This is a genomic window from Scytonema sp. HK-05 (assembly GCF_963872035.1).
GTDB lineage: Bacteria > Cyanobacteriota > Cyanobacteriia > Cyanobacteriales > Nostocaceae > Kalymmatonema.
This window is the reverse complement of record NZ_CAWMYC010000114.1, coordinates 124,209-140,897: the sequence shown is the minus strand read 5'-3', so window position 1 is coordinate 140,897 and position 16,689 is coordinate 124,209. Positions and strand designations below refer to the sequence as shown.

Annotated in this window: 20 protein-coding genes, 1 tRNA gene and 1 other annotated feature; of the genes, 11 read left to right on the top strand and 10 right to left on the bottom strand. The window is 44.5% G+C overall.

The features are described from left to right. Positions 1 to 79 precede the first annotated feature (79 nt). A complete protein-coding gene (gene map, locus AACT52_RS23255; RefSeq protein ID WP_073627335.1) occupies positions 80 to 895 on the bottom strand; it encodes a type I methionyl aminopeptidase in 816 nt (271 codons plus the stop codon). A 143-nt stretch (positions 896 to 1,038) separates the two neighbouring features. Between map and AACT52_RS23250 the strand changes: the two genes are divergently transcribed. Beyond that, positions 1,039 to 1,227 carry a ribbon-helix-helix domain-containing protein gene (locus tag AACT52_RS23250; RefSeq protein WP_073627333.1) on the top strand — a complete coding sequence of 63 codons (189 nt, stop codon included), beginning with the start codon at positions 1,039 to 1,041 and terminating at the stop codon, positions 1,225 to 1,227. Positions 1,228 to 1,448: 221 nt separating this feature from the next. Here AACT52_RS23250 and AACT52_RS23245 read toward each other — a convergent pair whose 3' ends face one another. Next, positions 1,449 to 2,102, bottom strand: a complete 654-nt coding sequence (locus AACT52_RS23245; protein WP_073627331.1) for a cadmium resistance transporter — start codon at positions 2,100 to 2,102, stop codon at positions 1,449 to 1,451. Between the two features lie 332 nt (positions 2,103 to 2,434). Further along, the gene (locus AACT52_RS23240) at positions 2,435 to 3,787 is read right to left on the bottom strand and encodes a PrsW family glutamic-type intramembrane protease (RefSeq protein ID WP_073627438.1); all 1,353 of its coding nucleotides are present in this window, start codon (positions 3,785 to 3,787) and stop codon (positions 2,435 to 2,437) included. Between the two features lie 256 nt (positions 3,788 to 4,043). Here AACT52_RS23240 and rplS point away from each other — a divergent pair, with 256 nt between their 5' ends. The 8 genes from rplS to rplL all read left to right on the top strand — a co-directional run bounded on the left by rplS (position 4,044) and on the right by rplL (position 8,253). Further along, entirely contained in the window at positions 4,044 to 4,406 is a 363-nt protein-coding gene (gene rplS / locus AACT52_RS23235; protein WP_041036650.1) for a 50S ribosomal protein L19, read from the top strand. A gap of 148 nt (positions 4,407 to 4,554) precedes the next feature. After that, positions 4,555 to 4,627, top strand: a tRNA-Trp gene (locus AACT52_RS23230). A 194-nt stretch (positions 4,628 to 4,821) separates the two neighbouring features. Further along, positions 4,822 to 5,043, top strand: a complete 222-nt coding sequence (secE, locus tag AACT52_RS23225) for a preprotein translocase subunit SecE (protein WP_073627436.1) — start codon at positions 4,822 to 4,824, stop codon at positions 5,041 to 5,043. After that, the gene (nusG, locus tag AACT52_RS23220) at positions 5,043 to 5,687 is read left to right on the top strand and encodes a transcription termination/antitermination protein NusG (protein WP_073627329.1); all 645 of its coding nucleotides are present in this window, start codon (positions 5,043 to 5,045) and stop codon (positions 5,685 to 5,687) included. The genes secE and nusG overlap by 1 nt, the downstream gene beginning before the upstream one ends. A gap of 5 nt (positions 5,688 to 5,692) precedes the next feature. Continuing rightward, positions 5,693 to 6,118: a 50S ribosomal protein L11 gene (gene rplK / locus AACT52_RS23215; protein ID WP_041036644.1), complete on the top strand. Its 426-nt coding sequence runs from the start codon at positions 5,693 to 5,695 to the stop codon at positions 6,116 to 6,118. A gap of 96 nt (positions 6,119 to 6,214) precedes the next feature. After that, a complete protein-coding gene (rplA, locus tag AACT52_RS23210; protein ID WP_073627327.1) occupies positions 6,215 to 6,931 on the top strand; it encodes a 50S ribosomal protein L1 in 717 nt (238 codons plus the stop codon). Positions 6,932 to 6,978: 47 nt separating this feature from the next. Then, positions 6,979 to 7,178 (top strand) — a sequence feature (ribosomal protein L10 leader region). 68 nt (positions 7,179 to 7,246) lie between these two features. After that, positions 7,247 to 7,798 carry a 50S ribosomal protein L10 gene (gene rplJ, locus AACT52_RS23205; protein ID WP_073627326.1) on the top strand — a complete coding sequence of 184 codons (552 nt, stop codon included), beginning with the start codon at positions 7,247 to 7,249 and terminating at the stop codon, positions 7,796 to 7,798. Between the two features lie 62 nt (positions 7,799 to 7,860). Then, the gene (rplL, locus tag AACT52_RS23200) at positions 7,861 to 8,253 is read left to right on the top strand and encodes a 50S ribosomal protein L7/L12 (RefSeq protein ID WP_073627325.1); all 393 of its coding nucleotides are present in this window, start codon (positions 7,861 to 7,863) and stop codon (positions 8,251 to 8,253) included. A 167-nt stretch (positions 8,254 to 8,420) separates the two neighbouring features. Here rplL and AACT52_RS23195 read toward each other — a convergent pair whose 3' ends face one another. Further along, positions 8,421 to 8,609 (bottom strand): hypothetical protein, encoded by a 189-nt coding sequence (locus AACT52_RS23195; RefSeq protein WP_198940820.1) that lies wholly within the window; start codon positions 8,607 to 8,609, stop codon positions 8,421 to 8,423. A 76-nt stretch (positions 8,610 to 8,685) separates the two neighbouring features. Beyond that, positions 8,686 to 8,931: a hypothetical protein gene (locus tag AACT52_RS23190; RefSeq protein ID WP_073627324.1), complete on the bottom strand. Its 246-nt coding sequence runs from the start codon at positions 8,929 to 8,931 to the stop codon at positions 8,686 to 8,688. Between the two features lie 39 nt (positions 8,932 to 8,970). Here AACT52_RS23190 and AACT52_RS23185 point away from each other — a divergent pair, with 39 nt between their 5' ends. Next, the gene (locus AACT52_RS23185) at positions 8,971 to 9,267 is read left to right on the top strand and encodes a hypothetical protein (protein WP_143172704.1); all 297 of its coding nucleotides are present in this window, start codon (positions 8,971 to 8,973) and stop codon (positions 9,265 to 9,267) included. A gap of 201 nt (positions 9,268 to 9,468) precedes the next feature. Here AACT52_RS23185 and AACT52_RS23180 read toward each other — a convergent pair whose 3' ends face one another. The 5 genes from AACT52_RS23180 to AACT52_RS23160 all read right to left on the bottom strand — a co-directional run bounded on the left by AACT52_RS23180 (position 9,469) and on the right by AACT52_RS23160 (position 15,540). Beyond that, positions 9,469 to 10,506: an aldo/keto reductase gene (locus tag AACT52_RS23180; protein ID WP_073627321.1), complete on the bottom strand. Its 1,038-nt coding sequence runs from the start codon at positions 10,504 to 10,506 to the stop codon at positions 9,469 to 9,471. Positions 10,507 to 10,584: 78 nt separating this feature from the next. Further along, positions 10,585 to 12,558, bottom strand: coding sequence for a serine/threonine-protein kinase (locus tag AACT52_RS23175; RefSeq protein ID WP_073627319.1), 1,974 nt, complete (start codon positions 12,556 to 12,558; stop codon positions 10,585 to 10,587). A 124-nt stretch (positions 12,559 to 12,682) separates the two neighbouring features. Then, positions 12,683 to 12,823, bottom strand: coding sequence for a ribbon-helix-helix protein, CopG family (locus tag AACT52_RS23170; RefSeq protein WP_073627317.1), 141 nt, complete (start codon positions 12,821 to 12,823; stop codon positions 12,683 to 12,685). 463 nt (positions 12,824 to 13,286) lie between these two features. Next, positions 13,287 to 14,987 carry a serine/threonine-protein kinase gene (locus AACT52_RS23165; protein WP_073627314.1) on the bottom strand — a complete coding sequence of 567 codons (1,701 nt, stop codon included), beginning with the start codon at positions 14,985 to 14,987 and terminating at the stop codon, positions 13,287 to 13,289. 418 nt (positions 14,988 to 15,405) lie between these two features. Next, positions 15,406 to 15,540 carry a hypothetical protein gene (locus AACT52_RS23160; RefSeq protein ID WP_272937056.1) on the bottom strand — a complete coding sequence of 45 codons (135 nt, stop codon included), beginning with the start codon at positions 15,538 to 15,540 and terminating at the stop codon, positions 15,406 to 15,408. 71 nt (positions 15,541 to 15,611) lie between these two features. On the opposite strand from AACT52_RS23160, the gene AACT52_RS23155 reads away from it, so the two are divergent. Then, a complete protein-coding gene (locus AACT52_RS23155; RefSeq protein ID WP_073627312.1) occupies positions 15,612 to 16,652 on the top strand; it encodes an FUSC family protein in 1,041 nt (346 codons plus the stop codon). The last annotated feature ends 37 nt before the right edge of the window (positions 16,653 to 16,689 follow it).

Here is a 16,689-nt window from a genome sequence, read left to right as displayed (position 1 = left end):
AGATTTATCTGTGTCCATCTGTGTCCATCTGTGGTTCATTATTCTTTGTGTACCTTACAAAAGTTGCAAACCGCTATAACTAAACTTTCGTACGGTCAGTTAAGATTTCATATCCATTGTCAGTCACAAGCAATGTATGCTCAAATTGAGCAGCTAGGGATTTGTCTAATGTGACTACAGTCCAACGGTCTGATAGCGTACGCGTCTGTTTAGAACCAGCAGTCACAATCGGTTCGATTGTTAATGTCATTCCAGCCCGGAGTTTCACATTTGGCATTTCACGAGTACGAAAGTTGAACACTGAAGGTTCTTCGTGCATATTGCGACCAATTCCATGCCCAGTGTAGTTTTCAAGAACACTGAAGCCGTGCGCCTCTACACAATCTTGAACAGCGCCCGCAATATCCATTAGATACGCTCCTGCTTTGACTTGCTCAATTCCCTTGTAGAGTGCCTCTTCAGCAACTTGAATCAACTTTTCTGCTTTTGGGGACACCTTAGCCACAGCAATAGTGATACAAGAATCACCGTGAAAATTTTGATAACAAGCCGCTGTATCAACCTTCAAAACATCTCCAGGTCGAATCACCCGCTTAGAACTGGGGATACCATGCACGGCTTCATGATTAATCGAAGCGCAGATAGAGCCAGGAAATCCGTGATATCCTTTAAAACTGGGTGTCGCGCCCATTTCTCGGATGCGTTTTTCTGCGTAGGCATCTAAGTCAGCAGTCTTCATCCCAGGTTGCACTATTTGAGAAATCTCTTTAAGCACAGTTGCAACAATCGAAGCTGCTTGACGCATGATTTCAATTTCACGTTGGGACTTGACGCTAATACCACGACTTTGCCGTTGAGTAACGGGCTGGGTGAAGAGGGTATCAAGGATATTCATGCCGAGAGAGGTAAAATTCACTATGCTTAAAATTCAATATGCTAATGTAGCATAGCTTAGCATAGCTTATTGAAAGGTAAGACAATAAAAGCTATAGTAAAATGCTATGGTAAGTACTATCTACGCAATATATAGATTTTGAAATGGGCGGCAAAACTCTATTGTCTGGTGTAACAACCTACATTTCCCCGGAACTGAAAGCAGAGTTGGAGGCATGGGCACAAGAGGAAGAACGCTCTATTTCCTGGCTTCTTGCCAAACTTATTGAAAATAAACTTCAGGAACGACGACAAAAAATATCACCAGTGAAGACTGCAAGCAACCAGGATTAGCTAAGCAAGAAAGCTGTTCAGTGAGCTCTAACGCATCATCTGAACAAACAATTTCAACTGCGACACACACAGTTGACAGAAATCAGTTCAGGCTTCCAATTTTGAAAGTGGGGAAGTTCGTAGTGAGGAATGGGCGTCCTCTTACACGAAAGCAAGGACTAAAGTCCTTACTACAAACAAATTTTATTATAAGTTTCGCCTCATTCAATAACAGCTTAAAACTAGATAAAAAGCCGATACGATTCACTTTTCATCAGGATCGAGAATCCCAACCAGATTAACACAAACGGGAAGATTTTCCGACCATAGCGAGTGAGAAGGGGAGCCATGAGAGGATTACGAGTCATGAAGTAAGAAAGGCAGCACCACACTCCAACACTCACATAGCAAACACACAAAATCACACCCAAACTTGGGAGATTGCTGCTGGCAAATAACGGCACGTAGATCCCAATGTTGTTGCCTCCATTTGCAATGGTGACTGCGGAAACACGGTAGGTTTGGGGATCGCGTAGAGTTGCCCATAGCGATTTCTTACGGCGGTGAGATCTGGCATCAGAGGTGAAGTTCATTGACACCGTTTGCACTTCCTCTCCTCCGTCTTCTCGACTCATGAGCTGAGTGATACCAATGGTGATTGGAAGGAAACCTAGCAATCCAATCCAGGCTTCTGGAATGAGTAAACCGCCGAAGAAACCAGGGAGACTAGCAAGCACTAATGCCGTGAATCCAACAAATTCACCGAGAACAATATGCTTAGGACGAAAGCTGCGATTGACTTTTCCAAAGAAGGCTGTCAGGTATAAATTATCGTCAAATGTGGTTGCTAAAGCCGTAGAAATCCCAAGAACTAATGTGCTAATTAGCCAAGTCATAACTGTTATTCACTATGATTCAATGCTGTTCTTCCTTGTCCTTTTCTGCTTCTCTAAGTGAGGGCAGGGCAGGAAATTGTTCAATTGTCAATCAAATTAGTGATTTTTGTCTCAGCCAGGTACCTTGGCAGCGCATGACTACAATTTAGGGCTTTCTACTCAATGAAAGCAAATCTTCTTTTTTTTCAAAACGATAAATAAAAGTTATGAAAAGTCCAATTCTTAAGGAGAATTCGCACGGCTTCAACGTAGTTAAGGTAGAGACGAATGCCTTGATTTGCGATTGGCTTTGCCACTGCCCCTTGGGCGATCGCCTCTACGACTTCAAAAATCTAATGATAAAACCGCGTGGCAAAGTTCTGCGATCGCGACGGCGACAAAGCACGCGCTTTAACAATTGCTGCCCCTAACAAAGCGTAAGATATGCCACCAACTACCATCAACAACAATAAAACAAAGATTCCTAAGGTACTTGCTAGTCCTGTACTGCTATTCCACAACCCATGAAGCCCAGCCGCACTGAAATATCCCAAAGCCAAAATTTGCCAAGCGTGACGTGGCTTAAGTATACTCAAGCCAATACAATATCCAAACCATCCACTCCAAGCCATGTGACCTGCCACATCACCCAAAATTCGCGGAATCAGCAGTTCTAACCCCAGCCGCAAACCAGCATCTGTTCCCATCTGTTGTGCAACCTGTGCAATAGTACCAGGCACATACTGACCTAAAGTTTCAAATAAGGTGAAGCCAACTGCAGAAGCACTTGCGATCAAAATTCCATCTAAAGGTTCCTCAACGCCAATATATTCTCGCGTGGGAGATGTAAATGCTCTTCCTAAAAGATAAAATCCGATAACTGGCAAAGCTTTAAGCAATTCTTCCAGCAGCCCAGAACCAAAAAAGTATCGCAGAAACAACTCGCCAAAGCTAACAGTACTAGGGTTATCTGGTATACTTCCTGGAAGAATGCTGCGAAACACCAAAAAAAATAGACTCAGAACAGGGCTGAGCAAAATTAAGATCGTAAAAATAGCAGAAGCGATCAGCACCCACCAAGCCTTCGGCTTACCACACAACTGGTAAACAAAATATAAGGCAGCACTCGCTAAATACGCACCTAATAATATTTGATATAAAAATCCTTGCACAAAAAACAGTAGTACCACGAGTATGACTGTGATGATTCCTGGTACTAAGTAAGCCTTGCGAGTGAAATCTTTTGGTCGAAAAAGAATAGGAAGCATTTGCGACCAACTCGCCTCAGTATCGCTGTTAACTAACGCTCGAGGATTTGCACTCATCGCCATCGAAGTTATCGTGACTGCTGGCTGTGGTTCGCCAACGTCTTGGTAGTTGTATTGGTACTCAAACAATAATTCTGGACCACTATTGCCAAGCTTAATGCGATCGCCCGCTTGCAATTCCTGACATCGGTGCAAAACCTCTCCATTTAAATAAATCCCATTGGCACTATTCAAATCACACAGCACATAGCTTGTTCTGCCATCTAGCGTTTTAGATGAGCGAACAATGGCATGACGGCGCGAAACCATTGCATAATCATTGGAATTCAAGACAATTTGGCAACTAGGATCGCGCCCAATCACCACCTCACCCTTACTCAGCAGTGAGTAAGACGTTTCTCCACTTGTAGAGACTAACCGCAGAAATGCATGACTCATCCAAGCAACCCCCCTGCCCATTTTTATAGTAACTTGACAGCAGGTAGCCTTGAAAATGAATGCAATTGCCCAAAATACCGTAGAAATTCCGGCTCAATTCATACATCTCGCACTTGTTTCCACAGCGTTTATGTATTTTTTGTAATAGTTTTGTGTTCTCGATGACGTTGTCGTCAAAAAATTCTCTCTTTAAAATAAGTAGACTGTAAGGTAGTTGTCGATTTATTATTGTTGATTGTGAGTTTTTTCCTGGATTATGAATACTCAAGAAATAATCCGCTCTATTGAAGCGGAACAACTAAAATCTAATTTGCCCCAAATATTTGTGGGCGATACAGTCAAAGTCGGAGTCAAAATTAAGGAAGGCGACAAATACCGGGTACAACCGTACGAGGGTGTGGTCATTGGTAAACGCAATGGCGGTATCAATGAAACCATTACAGTCCGTCGCGTATTCCAAGGCGTAGGCGTCGAACGGGTGTTTCTGGTGCATTCTCCTCGGATAGACAGTATCAAAGTATTGCGTCGTGGTAAGGTAAGGCGTGCTAAACTTTATTATCTACGCGATCGCGTTGGTAAGGCTACCCGAATCAAGCAGCGCTTTGACCGCGCTCTTTGATGTAAGACCTAGATATGGTCCAAGGGTTCAACAAAAAGCGGCGGGAGCCGCTCCTAAGTTCCCTCGACCAAAATCAACTAAAAAAATTTGCCAAGTTGCGTTAAACTGAGGTAAATTAAGTGTAATAACTGAATAAAAGCAAGCCTGTGCGCTCTTAGTTCAGTTGGTAGAACGCAGGTCTCCAAAACCTGATGTCGGGGGTTCAAGTCCTCCAGGGCGCGCTGAAAGCAAAAATAAAGCCCGAAAATTATGCAACATCTGCTAACATAGCAGTATGATTGAAAATTTCGGGTGTAATTTTTGTGTATGCGGCTTTTTGCTTCAAACAAGTTGGTTTGAGTAGTAGCTGTTATACAAAGATAAAATTAACAGGCAATAGTTTTCTGGTTCAGAAATGGGGGGGCGAGAGAAGACCGTGGCCAAAAAAAACGAAGCACAAATGACAGAAACCAGCAATGGGTTTAGCATAGCGAACTTTTTGAATGGAATAAAGGAAGAGTTCGACAAAGTCGTTTGGCCGAGTCGCAAGCAGCTTATAAGTGAATCAGCTGCTGTGTTATTGATGGTGACTCTCTCCGCATCCTTGATATTTCTGGTAGATAAATTCTTTATTTGGGCAGCACAACAGGTGTTCTAATGACTTCTGCAACAGACGGAGATTACAATGCGACGCAGCAGTCAGATGATGCCGCAGAAACAGCGTCAGATGCTTCTTCAACAGAAGCCCGCTGGTATGCAGTACAAGTAGCCTCTGGCTGTGAGAAGCGTGTTAAGACAAACTTGGAGCAGCGCATTCAAACCTTTGATGTCGCTGATAAAATTATCCAAGTGGAAATTCCACACACACCAGCAGTGAAAATCCGTAAAGATGGTAGTCGCCAGCACACGGAAGAAAAAGTCTTCCCTGGCTATGTGCTAGTGAGGATGATGATGGATGACGACACATGGCAGGTGGTAAGAAACACCTCTCATGTGATTAATTTTGTGGGAGCAGAACAAAAACGTGGTAGTGGCAAAGGTCGGGGTCACGTAAAACCGCTACCGCTGAGTTATACAGAAGTAGAAAGAATCTTCAAACAGACTAGCGAACAGGAACCAGTTGTCAAAATTGATATGGCTGCTGGTGATAAGATAATTGTGCTTTCTGGTCCGTTTAAGGATTTTGAAGGTGAGGTGATTGAAGTCAGTCCAGAACGGAGTAAACTCAAAGCCTTGCTTTCGATTTTTGGACGGGATACACCAGTAGAATTGGAATTTAATCAGGTAGAAAAACAGAGCTAATAAAAATGGCGAAAAAAGTAGTAGCGGTCATTAAATTGGCCCTGAATGCTGGGAAAGCCAACCCAGCACCGCCAGTGGGACCTGCATTAGGTCAGCATGGCGTTAATATCATGATGTTCTGCAAAGAGTACAACGCTAAAACAGCAGATCAAACTGGAACAGTGATTCCAGTAGAAATTTCGGTGTATGAAGACCGGAGTTTTACATTTGTACTCAAGACTCCTCCAGCATCGGTGTTAATTACTAAGGCAGCTAAAATTGACAAAGGCTCTAGTGAACCCAACAAAAAGAAAGTTGGGTCTATTACTAGAGAGCAATTGAAGCAAATTGCTCAAACAAAACTGCCTGACCTTAACGCCAATGATGTTGAAGCAGCGATGAACATCATCGAAGGCACCGCAAGAAACATGGGCGTCACAGTTACGGATTAGTCAAATATCAGCGTCCACGAGTCCACGACTCGGTTCAAAATCCAAAATTATTCGGGGGAGAGGCAAAGCTTCGTAATAGACCCCAGGAGAAAAAAAATGGCGAAGAAAGTATCGCGCCGAATACAGGCGTTACTAGAAAAAGTTGAAGACAGGGATTATGCACCCTTAGAGGCGTTAGCCCTTTTGAAAGAAACGGCAACAGCAAAATTTCCCGAAGCAGCAGAAGCGCATATCAGGTTAGGAATTGACCCAAAATATACCGACCAACAGCTGCGGACAACGGTAGCACTGCCCAAAGGAACAGGACAAACCGTACGGGTGGCAGTCATTGCCAGAGGGGAAAAGGTAACAGAAGCAACAAATGCTGGTGCTGATGTCGTTGGTTCAGAAGAACTGATTGACGAAATTCAAAAAGGTAGGATGGACTTTGACAAGCTCATTGCCACACCAGATATCATGCCTCAGGTTGCAAAGCTTGGTAAGTTACTCGGTCCTCGTGGTTTGATGCCATCACCCAAAGGTGGGACAGTGACATTCGACGTGGCAAGTGCGATCGGCGAATTCAAAGCAGGTAAATTAGAGTTCCGAGCTGATCGTACTGGCATTGTGCATGTTATGTTTGGTAAGGCTTCATTCTCTCCAGAGGATTTACTAGTAAACTTGAAGGCGTTGCAAGAAACAATCGACCGTAACCGTCCTTCAGGAGCTAAAGGTCGTTACTGGCGCACAGTGTACGTGTCTTCCACAATGGGACCATCGATTAGGGTAGATATTAACGCCCTACGCGATGCAAAATTGACCGAAGCAGCATAATACGTTCGTAGTCAGCGCTGTTTGCGTTTGCTATAAACAAATTGCCAAAATTAAATAAGCAACAGCCAAAGACAGCAGGTGCTATTCGCTTAATATCCTGCCGAGGTTTGCGCCCTAATTGCTAAAAGTACCTCACGCGCATTGTGTGACTACTGCTGCATAAGGATCAGAATGTACAGATGCATTTCTCTGCTGCGTCTCTACTGCAAAACCCCGGCTGTGAAAGCTGGGGTTTGTTGTTTTTGTAGCTAATAGCACAAAAGGCAATGAGCCATTAGCAAGAAAAGCATTTTTAAAGGAGGTGAAACAACCTAGATGCCAAGAACGATAGAAGACAAAAAAGCTATAGTTGCTGACCTCAAAGAAACTTTGAGCCAGTCTCAACTCGCACTGGTGATTGACTACCAAGGGCTAACGGTTGCTGAAATCACAGATTTACGGCGACGGCTGCGTCCCGCTGGGGCTGTTTGCAAGGTGACTAAGAACACCCTGATGGGCATTGCCATTCAAGACGATGAAAAATGGCAAGTGCTGTCGGAATTGCTCAAAGGTTCTTCTGCCTTTTTGCTAGTTAAAGACGATTTCTCTGCTGCAATTAAGGCTTACCAAGATTTCCAGAAAGCCAGCAAGAAAACAGAAATTCGCGGCGGCGTTATGGAAGGTCGCCTGCTGAGAGAACCTGATGTCAAGGCATTGGGAGATTTGCCATCCAAAGAACAACTCATGGCGCAAATTGCTGGAGCTATCAACGCCTTGGCTACCAAGATTGCTGTGGGTATCAACGAAGTTCCCGGTTCGCTGGCTCGTGCGTTGCAGGCTGTCGCGGATCAGGAAAAAGGTGGCGAAGGCGAAGAAAGTGCTTCCTAGTGAGTCGTTAGTACTAATTAGAACAACTCAAATCATTAATCAACATTACAGGAGTTATATCCATGTCTGCTGCAACTGATCAAATTTTGGAACAACTAAAAACCTTGTCTTTGCTCGAAGCATCTGAATTGGTGAAGCAAATTGAAGAAGCCTTTGGCGTCAGTGCTGCTGCACCAGTTGGAGGCTTTGTGGCAGCAGCACCTGGTGGTGCACCTGCTGCTGCTGAACCAGTAGAAGAACAGACCGAATTTGACGTCATTCTAGAAAGCGTCCCCGCCGATAAGAAAATTGCTGTACTCAAGGTCGTGCGCGAGTTGACGGGTTTGGGCCTCAAGGAAGCAAAAGACTTGGTAGAAGCTGCGCCTAAGCCAGTTAAGGAAGCGATCGCCAAGGATGCGGCTGAAGCTGCTAAGAAGCAGTTGGAAGATGCTGGCGGCAAGGTAACTGTCAAGTAATTTGTAATTAAATTACAAGAAAGTACGTAGTCATGATTAGCTAGCAGCCCAATGTCGAGTGTGACTTGGGCTGCTAGTTTTTGAGCCTAGGGCGGGGAGAGGTAGCTTTGGCTATTAGAGGAATGTGCCAGATGAAAATCTGGCATTTTGATTATTGACTAATGAAACTACACTCGTCTCACAACCCCCCGATCCGGGAGTTCAAAAGATGCAGCCGTGGTAATTGGTGCGTTGGGGTCGGGGACTGTCGATCCGGTGGGTGCAGACTGTGGCAGTAGTCGGTAGTCGGTTCGCCACCGTTCGCGAGTCAGGTCACAGACGACATAGCCGCGCTGCCGACCGTTAAAGTACTTCACCCACGGACTATCGGGTAAGGCAGTAGCTTGTAATAACTCTTCTGTTGTTCTTTTTCTATCTGCTGCCAGTATTGGATTACGACTTAATCAATCTGGCAATCAGGAAACAAGCCCCTAATCCACCGCAGGCATACGGGGAAGCTTGGATTAATTTCACCCAAAATTCGTCAATTTTATAGCCTCTGGCGTTCCAGATGGAATTACCCTCATAAGCCAAAATGCATTCACTGAATACACAAAAAGTTCTCTGAGATACAAACCATCCACCGCCCGCACCGATAAAAAAGGCTAAAGCTGTTCCTAACAGTTCGTTTTTTGTCATAAGCTCAGGCTCTAAAAATTAAGATATAGCGGTTCTCAATTGAGTGCAATACACCAAGAAATAAAAACCACAGATGGACACAGATGGACACAGATAAATTTGTACTTCATTCAAACGAGAAGCGCTATAGAACTAGCGGTACTTTCAACTAGAAGTCATGGTTGGCTAGATATTGCTGCTCGCGTATTTACTTATGAATTAAGAGAAGAAAATTGGAGAGTATTCAAGTTTGATGGCAAAAACTACAAACTCACTGAAGAAAAATTAAGTTCAAAGCCTCAAAATATTATCTTAAGCAAAAATAGCCCTGAGTTTGATTTAGGTGAATTAAGATGACTTAAAGCGGACAATGGTGTCGCGCAAGCAGTGAACATTTTTCACTTTGTAGCACTTAGCTGATGCTTGGTATTACTCCCTTCCCGCTCTAAAATTACTTATATTCTCCATTTATCTCCTCTGTTGTTCTGGAGCGTCCTCTGCGGTTAATTCATAAGTCATCTTTTGGTAGGAAACAAGTAAGCTTCCTGGAAATCAAAACTAAGCCCATTCACGGAAAAAGCTATTCTCCTGCCAAACAGCAGCAGTACGTTGCTCAATAGCTGAAATTTCATCATTTGAAAGAGTCTGAAAAGCTTGAGCGACTCTCACATTTTGTTCTAACAAAGCAACATCTTCTGCTGCAATAATGCAACAATGGACACCGCTTTGAGAGAGAGCATAACCCATAGCTTGATGCATTCCCTCCAGAACACCGGGCTTGAACAGCCGACCGTATGCTGGTACTTTCATCGCAATGATACCAGTATTTTTCTGCTGAGCCACTGGTAGGACTTTAGTAATAAAAGGTTTTGGGTTGTGTTTGTCAGCAGCGTTGATAGGTATAAGAGCGGTGTCAAATGGATAGCGGCGTAGCCCTTCAGCAATGATTGTGGGGTCATGGTGTCCTGTGATGCCGACAAACCGCACTATTTTTTGCTCTTTCGCTTCTTGTACAGCCCTGATTGCACCATGTTTGGTATTTAGGATGGCATCTAGATTCCAATCATAGGAAACGGAGTGAAACTGCCACAAGTCAAGATAATCGGTTTTGAGACGTTTAAGAGATTGCTCTAATTCTCGCCACGCCCCATCTCTGTCTCTAACGTTGCTCTTAGTGGCTAAAAACACTTCTTTTCGATGTGGTCGAAGTACTTTGCCTAGGCGTTCTTCACTCGATCCATAATTAGCAGCGGTATCGAAGTAACGAATCCCTAGCTCAAATGCTCGTTCTATAATCGCTATAGATTTGTCCTCCTGTTCCTTTGGCGGACGAGATAGAGGTGATGCAGATCCTCCCAAACCAAGAATGGGCAATGACACACCTGTGCGTCCCAGCACTCGTTGTGGCATCTTTGCCTCGGGTTGACGAGATGCAGAGGCGGGCTGGTTTTGAGATGTTTGAGCAGTAGAACTGGGATGTTCTGGTGATTCCGTGGTGTTGGTTAATTCTTGACAAGCTGAAGTGCCGACAATTCCCCCAGCAACAGCCATGCTGGTGATCAGAAAATTGCGCCGGGTCGTTTTATTGCCTGTCATGGTAGATCTCCAGTCAACATTACCCAGTGTTCTATCGCAACTGTTAAGAAAAAACCCTACCCGTGGATAGAGATTTTCTTATCGATGCAAGTTGGGGTCCCACACAGCAATGTAAATTTGGTCTTCTGAATTACGTTCTATGCTCCCTTTTAATCCACTAACGTTAAAAGAGTATTGATTCGTTTTACGCTCATAAACTTTTTGTAGCCCTTGCTTAATGTCACTAGAAGCATTACCGCCCAGTATTCCCTGTAATGTACTCTCCATAACCTGTGGTTCGACAGATTGGGCAAAAGAAACTTCTGTTTGACGCAGCACTCCTGTTTTACGGTCAAATAAATAACCAAGGTCAACGCGGTTTGGGTCATGCTGATAAACATAAGCACGAGTTTTCCACAAACCTTTGGAAACCCTACTAGGATTTCCTAACGCTGTTTTGACAGTATCTTCCGAGGTGCCAACGGGAAATGTAGGAATGCTGCGACTGCTAGTATTGGAAGTTGCAGTGTTTTCTTTTTGCTGCTGTGGAGGTGGGGTGGAAGCCTCTGGGGTTGGGGTAGGAGTAGCAGTAGGAGTAGCAGTAGGAGTAGCAGTAGGAGTAGGAGCAGCTGGCTGTTCCGCTTTTTGCGGTGTAGTTTGTTGTTGTGGAATCGATTCTGGCGGTGTCGTTTCTTTTGGCGTGGAAGCAGCTGGGGTTTGGGATTCTACTGGTGGAACTTGTTCTTCTGGTGCTGGTTCAAATATTGATGGCTCTTGTTGTGAGTTAGGAGTAACTGAGGGTGGGGCAGATGTATAAGTTTCTGACTGCTGCTGTTGTGGTGGGTTAGGTGCAGTGACAACTGGAGGTGGTGCAACAATCCTCCTATTTCTGCGTGTCGTGGCTTCGGAAGTAGGAGTTGGGGATGCTGTTGGAGGAGTTGGAATTGTAGCGTTAGATTCTGGAAGCGGTGTAGAGGCGGGCGATATGGTAATTGGAACTTCAGACTCTTGACGGGTTATGTTGGCGATCGCGACTGCCCCAATCAAGCTACCCACAATTAAACTGCCGACAATCCAAGCTGGTTTTTGCCAGTTGGTGCTTGGGGAAGCAGTTGGAATCACAGGAACTCTTTGATTGGAAGCTAACGGTGGTTGGGTGTGCCGGGATGACGATGATGCGCCAGCTGCTGGAGGTGATAGGGGTACTGTCGGTTGATAAGCAGCTGTTGGTTCTGCTGTGGGAAGAGAAGTTGCAGATTTTAAAGCATAAAGCATTTTGCTAGCAGTAGTGTAGCGATCGCTAGCTTGTGGTTTAATTGCCTGATTGAGTACCATCGTCAAATCGTGGGACACTTCAGGGGCGAGGTGATGCCAGATAACTTCACCAGTATGAGGATGCGTTTGTAGTTCATACGGATGTTTGCCAGTGAGCAAATAAATTGCCGTCATGCCCAAGCTGTAGATATCACTGGCATAAACTGGACGTCCAACGGCTTGCTCGCTAGGCATATATCCTGGTGTCCCTATCACCAGCGATTGTGTCGGATATCCTCCAGGACTAACTACTGAACGTATTGTTTCTTTAACAGCGCCGAAATCAATTAAAACTGGCTTGCGATTGGCGGAGCGGATAATAATGTTATCAGGCTTAATATCGCGATGAATAATGCCTTTACTGTGAACATAATCCAAAACGGACAGCAAACTCAATAACATTTCCCTAACACTCGTTTCGCTCAGTATCCCTTGTGCTCTGACTATGTCTCCTAGGGTTTGACCTTGAATCCATTCTTGAACGAGGTAAAATTGCCCTGTCTCAGAAAAGTAGGCAAAGAGTTTAGGAATTTGCTCACTACCTTCGCCCAGAAACTCCAGGGTTGCAGCTTCTCGTTCAAATCGGTTTTGGATAAGTTGGTAGGTTTGCGGACTGTTAGTTACGGGTTTGAGTTGCTTAATTACACAGCGACGGCGAGAAGGCATATGCATATCTTCCGCCAAAAAAGTTTCACCAAATCCACCGGCACCTAGTACCTGGATAACTTGATAGCGATTGTTCAGCAGCTTGGTTGTCATGCTCCGTTATCCCAGCTCTCATTCGGTTAGAATATAACGCAGCCCAATAGGACATTGTACACTTTACAGCAATAAAAGCAGAAAGCCCACTGGCTTTTAGCCGTGGGATGAATGCGTTGCAACTTTAGTTGCAGTCAAGTTTTTCTAGCGAACGAATCCACTCACGAACTAAGTCTGTTTTGGTTCGTTTTGTTTTCTTGGCGTACTTTTCCAAAATCTGCATCTCATCCTTTGGCAGTCTAACGTTTAACCGAACTTCTTCCATGTTGTGAGTAAATTCTACTCACATATGCTATCATTATTCTAGTGGGTAGGGTATTCAACCACTTAAAAAACCCAGAGCCGAAAGGCATCGCACCTTGAAAACTGAAGATAGGGGGTTCTACACAGGAATGCTTGTGTAGGTAAAATCTTCAAGCACCAAGTACCCTTCGGGTTCACCAGTCACCTCTGTCGGGAAACCCTCCTGCAGTGCTGGTTCACCAGAAAACCAAAGTTTTGGTTGAAAACAGTACCGTGGGGCACACGGGATCTGGCTTCTGTAATGGAGCAAAAAGCTTGCGGACAGACCCACCTCTGGCATGATTGGGAAACTAATTATGGTAAGTGGACTGGATGAACCAAGAATCCCATCGGCTTTAGCTGTGGGAGTGTCAAAAATGTATATAAGCACCCTGACGACAATAAAAACCCAATGTATCCCGTTCTGATAACTCTGTTCCTAAAAACTAGCTGACATCCGCGACAACCCATCTGCTGTTATCAGCATCCCACAAAAGCAAAAAGCGCACAGAAGTAGGGACAACTTGTCCGGTTTTCATAAGATATTTTAATTGAGCATATACTGTAGCTGTTTCTGTACTTGCTTCTACTATGCTAACTTGCTCAACTTCTACACTTTGAACTTTTCCTCCCCACCAATCAATGTAAGAAAGATAACCCTTAGGGTGAAAACGTTGATTGTTTTGGTAGCTGGGAGATAGTTGCTCCCAAGCTGTTCTATACTGACCCTGATTAATAGTTAAGTAATAATTTTGCACAGCCTCTACTGGTGAGGGCTGATTGTTTGTTGGCATTGGTGTTGCCAGAGGAAGTGGAGAAGATTGGGTTTCGGTAGGATTAGGAAGGTGAGTGCTGGGAACTGGCGTTAGTTCTGGGAGCACAGGCTCTAGAGTTTCAACAGGTATTGTAGTGGGTTCTGGAAAACTGGGAATTGTTGATGGCTTTTGAGGGGGAGTAGGTGACACAGCAGCCACCTTGGGTTCTGAAGCTAATGGAAAACTAGGAATGGGTGTGTTTTGTACCAGTGGTTGTGCCACCTCTGGTTGAGTTTGTTGTCTGTTAAGGGCAAAACCAATGATCACAGATGCACCGATCAAACCACCTACAATGATGCTGCCAAGAACGAAACCCTTCTGCTCACTGTTTTGTCTACCACTGTGATAAAAAGGTAGAGGAGCTGAGCCTGGGCTGACAGGAATGCTATGTTGAGGTGTTGCAGGAGGCGGTACAGTTAATACTGGTGGACGGTCATAAGGTACGATTGGAGAAGTCGGTGAAATAGGACGAACAATTGGTACTGTGGGAGTCACAGGCGTTGCACCAAGATACAAAGCTTGCAACATCTCTCTAGCGCTGGCAAAGCGATCGCGTGCATGAAACTGAATCGCTTGATCTAATACAGTGGCAAAACTGGGAGTGACATTTAAAGCATATTGTCGCCATACAAGAGTACCCGTAGCTGGATCAGTTGTTAATTGTTGCGGCGTTTTGCCTGTCAGTAAATAAATGGCGGTGAGTCCCAAACTATAGATGTCACTGGCAAACATGGGGCGTCCAACCGATTGTTCGCTAGCCATAAATCCTGGTGTACCAATGACAATTGACTGTGTGGAATTAAGCGAAGGACTTATTAGAGTTCCTACTGTTTCTTTAACTGCGCCAAAGTCAATTAAAACGGGTTTACCATCAGCATGGCGAATGAGGATATTATCTGGCTTAATATCTCGGTGGACAATCCCTTTGCTATGAACATATTCAAGAACTGGTAAGATACTTGTCAAAATTTCTTTGACTGTACTCTCACTCATCAAACCTTGCTCTTGTAACTTTGATGCGAGAGTTTGTCCTTCTACATACTCTTGTACTAAGTAAAATTGACTGCTTTCTGAAAAATCAGAAAAATAAGCATATAATCGCGGAATCTGAGTGCTGCCTTCTCCTAAATCTTCTAAAATTGCTGCTTCTCGCTGAAACCGCTGCTGTACCAACTGGTATATTTGGAGATTATCCTTAATTGGTTTGAGTTGTTTAATGACACAACGACGGAGTGAAGGCATTTGGGTATCTTCTGCTAGAAAAGTCTCTCCAAATCCACCGTTTCCCAAAGTGTGAAGAATTCGATAGCGGTTGTTCAGCAGCTTTTGCATATTTACCGTCTGTCAGGAGAAATACATCCGACAGACATTTTACCGCTCAACAAAATCTAGAAAAATCTAAATTTGTTGTTCCTAGTCGTTGCTAGTACAGCAATAAACGGCAATTCCTTTATTCCTGGAGCAATTAGGAATTACTTTTAAATATTACCAAATTGGTAAACATGCCCAGATAAAGTTCTGCTTACCTATCCGATTTGACAGCGGCTTTATCTTGATTTATAGTACTAGGTTTTGATTTGATTTGCTAAATTTCTCTAGATATTTAATTAAGAATTTCCAAGAAATAAATTATCCAATAACAATGGGGTGGGCAATCCGGAACGCCCAATTTATAGGACGTTCGCCCATCCCACAAGAAAAAGTTGGATATTTTTTAATTTGGAAGTCCCTTAACTCTTTGAAACCCCTATTAAGCCGACAGCACCTGCCGTCGCTGTTCCTGATAATACCAAGTTCGCTGAACGGGTTGATCTATGGGTTGGGCTGGAATAAAAATGATAATTGATGACGATAGCTTAACCTGGTGGTCGGAGTAGGTAAACACTTTAGCTCTGTGAATAATGCCGGGAACTAAGGCACATAGATGACATCAGGCACTGAGAAGTTGAGGGATTAATGCTGCAATCTTCACTGCATCGGATATGGGTTAAGTTAAAGTTGTTGCCTTGGAATCAAGCACTTCGTTACACCGTAGAGATCAGTGTCCCGCTGATTGCTGGAGTTGCTGTCGGACAGATTCGTTATGGTGTGGTTGCCTTGATTGGCAGTGTGTATGTTGGTTTAGTGGCAAATGTTGACGGAAGTTTTCGCGATCGCTTGCTTGCTACGGTTACGGGGGCAATCTTAATCACAGGATGTGCTTACCTCGGTGGACTGTTTGCCAATCTTCCTATTGTTGTAGATCTAGGCGTTTTGCTCCTGGGAGTCGCGGCTGGCTGGTTGCATACCTCTCACAAAGCGATTGAAGTGATGTGTCGATTTGCAGTCGTTGGGTTTCTTTTCGGTGCTTCTCAATTGTCGGCATTTGGAACAAAACTGATTGATCTGGATCATAGAGCGGCAGTTGCATTTTTGGCAGGTGGAATCTGGACGATTCTGGTGGTTGCCATCGAAAACCTGCTGTGTCGAAAACCTCCGATAGTCGAATCCAAACTGTATGAAGGCTGGGTACGCATTCGCGCAAGACAAACAGCAGGTTTACGCTTTGGATTGTGCTACGGTGTTGTAGCGGCGATCGCCTTTACAGGAAGTGGGCTGCTTGGATTACCTCGACCTTTTTGGGTGGCAGTGACAACCCTAATGGTGATGCAACCAGACAGTCGGGCAACCGTGCGACGAACGTTGCAGCGGCTCTTTGGAACTTTAATTGGCGTGTTGGTTGTGGGAGGAATTATTCACTTGACTCAAAATCCTTGGCTGTTAACCGCTTGCAGCATAATGGCAGCTCCCTTCGTTCCGATTGGTTTAGCTCGAAACTACACTGTATGCTGCGTTGCAACCACGGTACTTGTGATGGTGGTGATTGATTTGCTCACACTCACACACGGTGGCGATCTGGTACTGCTGCCTGTAAGGTTTTATGCCACTGCTGTTGGCTGCCTTCTGACTGTAATTAGCACTGCGATCGCTTACCCACAGTTGTGGTGGCGGAACTAACCCTACCGTTGCTAAACTTGCTTAACTATACAATAGG

What these genes read in the sequence shown, in the direction of transcription:
- AACT52_RS23250 (WP_073627333.1), top strand. Translation starts at nt 1,039, where the DNA reads ATGGGCGGCAAAACTCTATTGTCTGGTGTAACAACCTACATTTCCCCG.
- nusG (WP_073627329.1), top strand. Translation starts at nt 5,043, where the DNA reads ATGACTTCTGCAACAGACGGAGATTACAATGCGACGCAGCAGTCAGAT.
- AACT52_RS23245 (WP_073627331.1), bottom strand. Translation starts at nt 2,102, where the DNA reads ATGACTTGGCTAATTAGCACATTAGTTCTTGGGATTTCTACGGCTTTA.
- rplS (WP_041036650.1), top strand. Translation starts at nt 4,044, where the DNA reads ATGAATACTCAAGAAATAATCCGCTCTATTGAAGCGGAACAACTAAAA.
- rplA (WP_073627327.1), top strand. Translation starts at nt 6,215, where the DNA reads ATGGCGAAGAAAGTATCGCGCCGAATACAGGCGTTACTAGAAAAAGTT.
- rplL (WP_073627325.1), top strand. Translation starts at nt 7,861, where the DNA reads ATGTCTGCTGCAACTGATCAAATTTTGGAACAACTAAAAACCTTGTCT.
- AACT52_RS23155 (WP_073627312.1), top strand. Translation starts at nt 15,612, where the DNA reads ATGCTGCAATCTTCACTGCATCGGATATGGGTTAAGTTAAAGTTGTTG.
- rplJ (WP_073627326.1), top strand. Translation starts at nt 7,247, where the DNA reads ATGCCAAGAACGATAGAAGACAAAAAAGCTATAGTTGCTGACCTCAAA.
- AACT52_RS23190 (WP_073627324.1), bottom strand. Translation starts at nt 8,931, where the DNA reads ATGACAAAAAACGAACTGTTAGGAACAGCTTTAGCCTTTTTTATCGGT.
- AACT52_RS23165 (WP_073627314.1), bottom strand. Translation starts at nt 14,987, where the DNA reads ATGCAAAAGCTGCTGAACAACCGCTATCGAATTCTTCACACTTTGGGA.
- map (WP_073627335.1), bottom strand. Translation starts at nt 895, where the DNA reads ATGAATATCCTTGATACCCTCTTCACCCAGCCCGTTACTCAACGGCAA.
- AACT52_RS23180 (WP_073627321.1), bottom strand. Translation starts at nt 10,506, where the DNA reads ATGACAGGCAATAAAACGACCCGGCGCAATTTTCTGATCACCAGCATG.
- rplK (WP_041036644.1), top strand. Translation starts at nt 5,693, where the DNA reads ATGGCGAAAAAAGTAGTAGCGGTCATTAAATTGGCCCTGAATGCTGGG.
- AACT52_RS23170 (WP_073627317.1), bottom strand. Translation starts at nt 12,823, where the DNA reads ATGGAAGAAGTTCGGTTAAACGTTAGACTGCCAAAGGATGAGATGCAG.
- AACT52_RS23240 (WP_073627438.1), bottom strand. Translation starts at nt 3,787, where the DNA reads ATGAGTCATGCATTTCTGCGGTTAGTCTCTACAAGTGGAGAAACGTCT.
- AACT52_RS23175 (WP_073627319.1), bottom strand. Translation starts at nt 12,558, where the DNA reads ATGACAACCAAGCTGCTGAACAATCGCTATCAAGTTATCCAGGTACTA.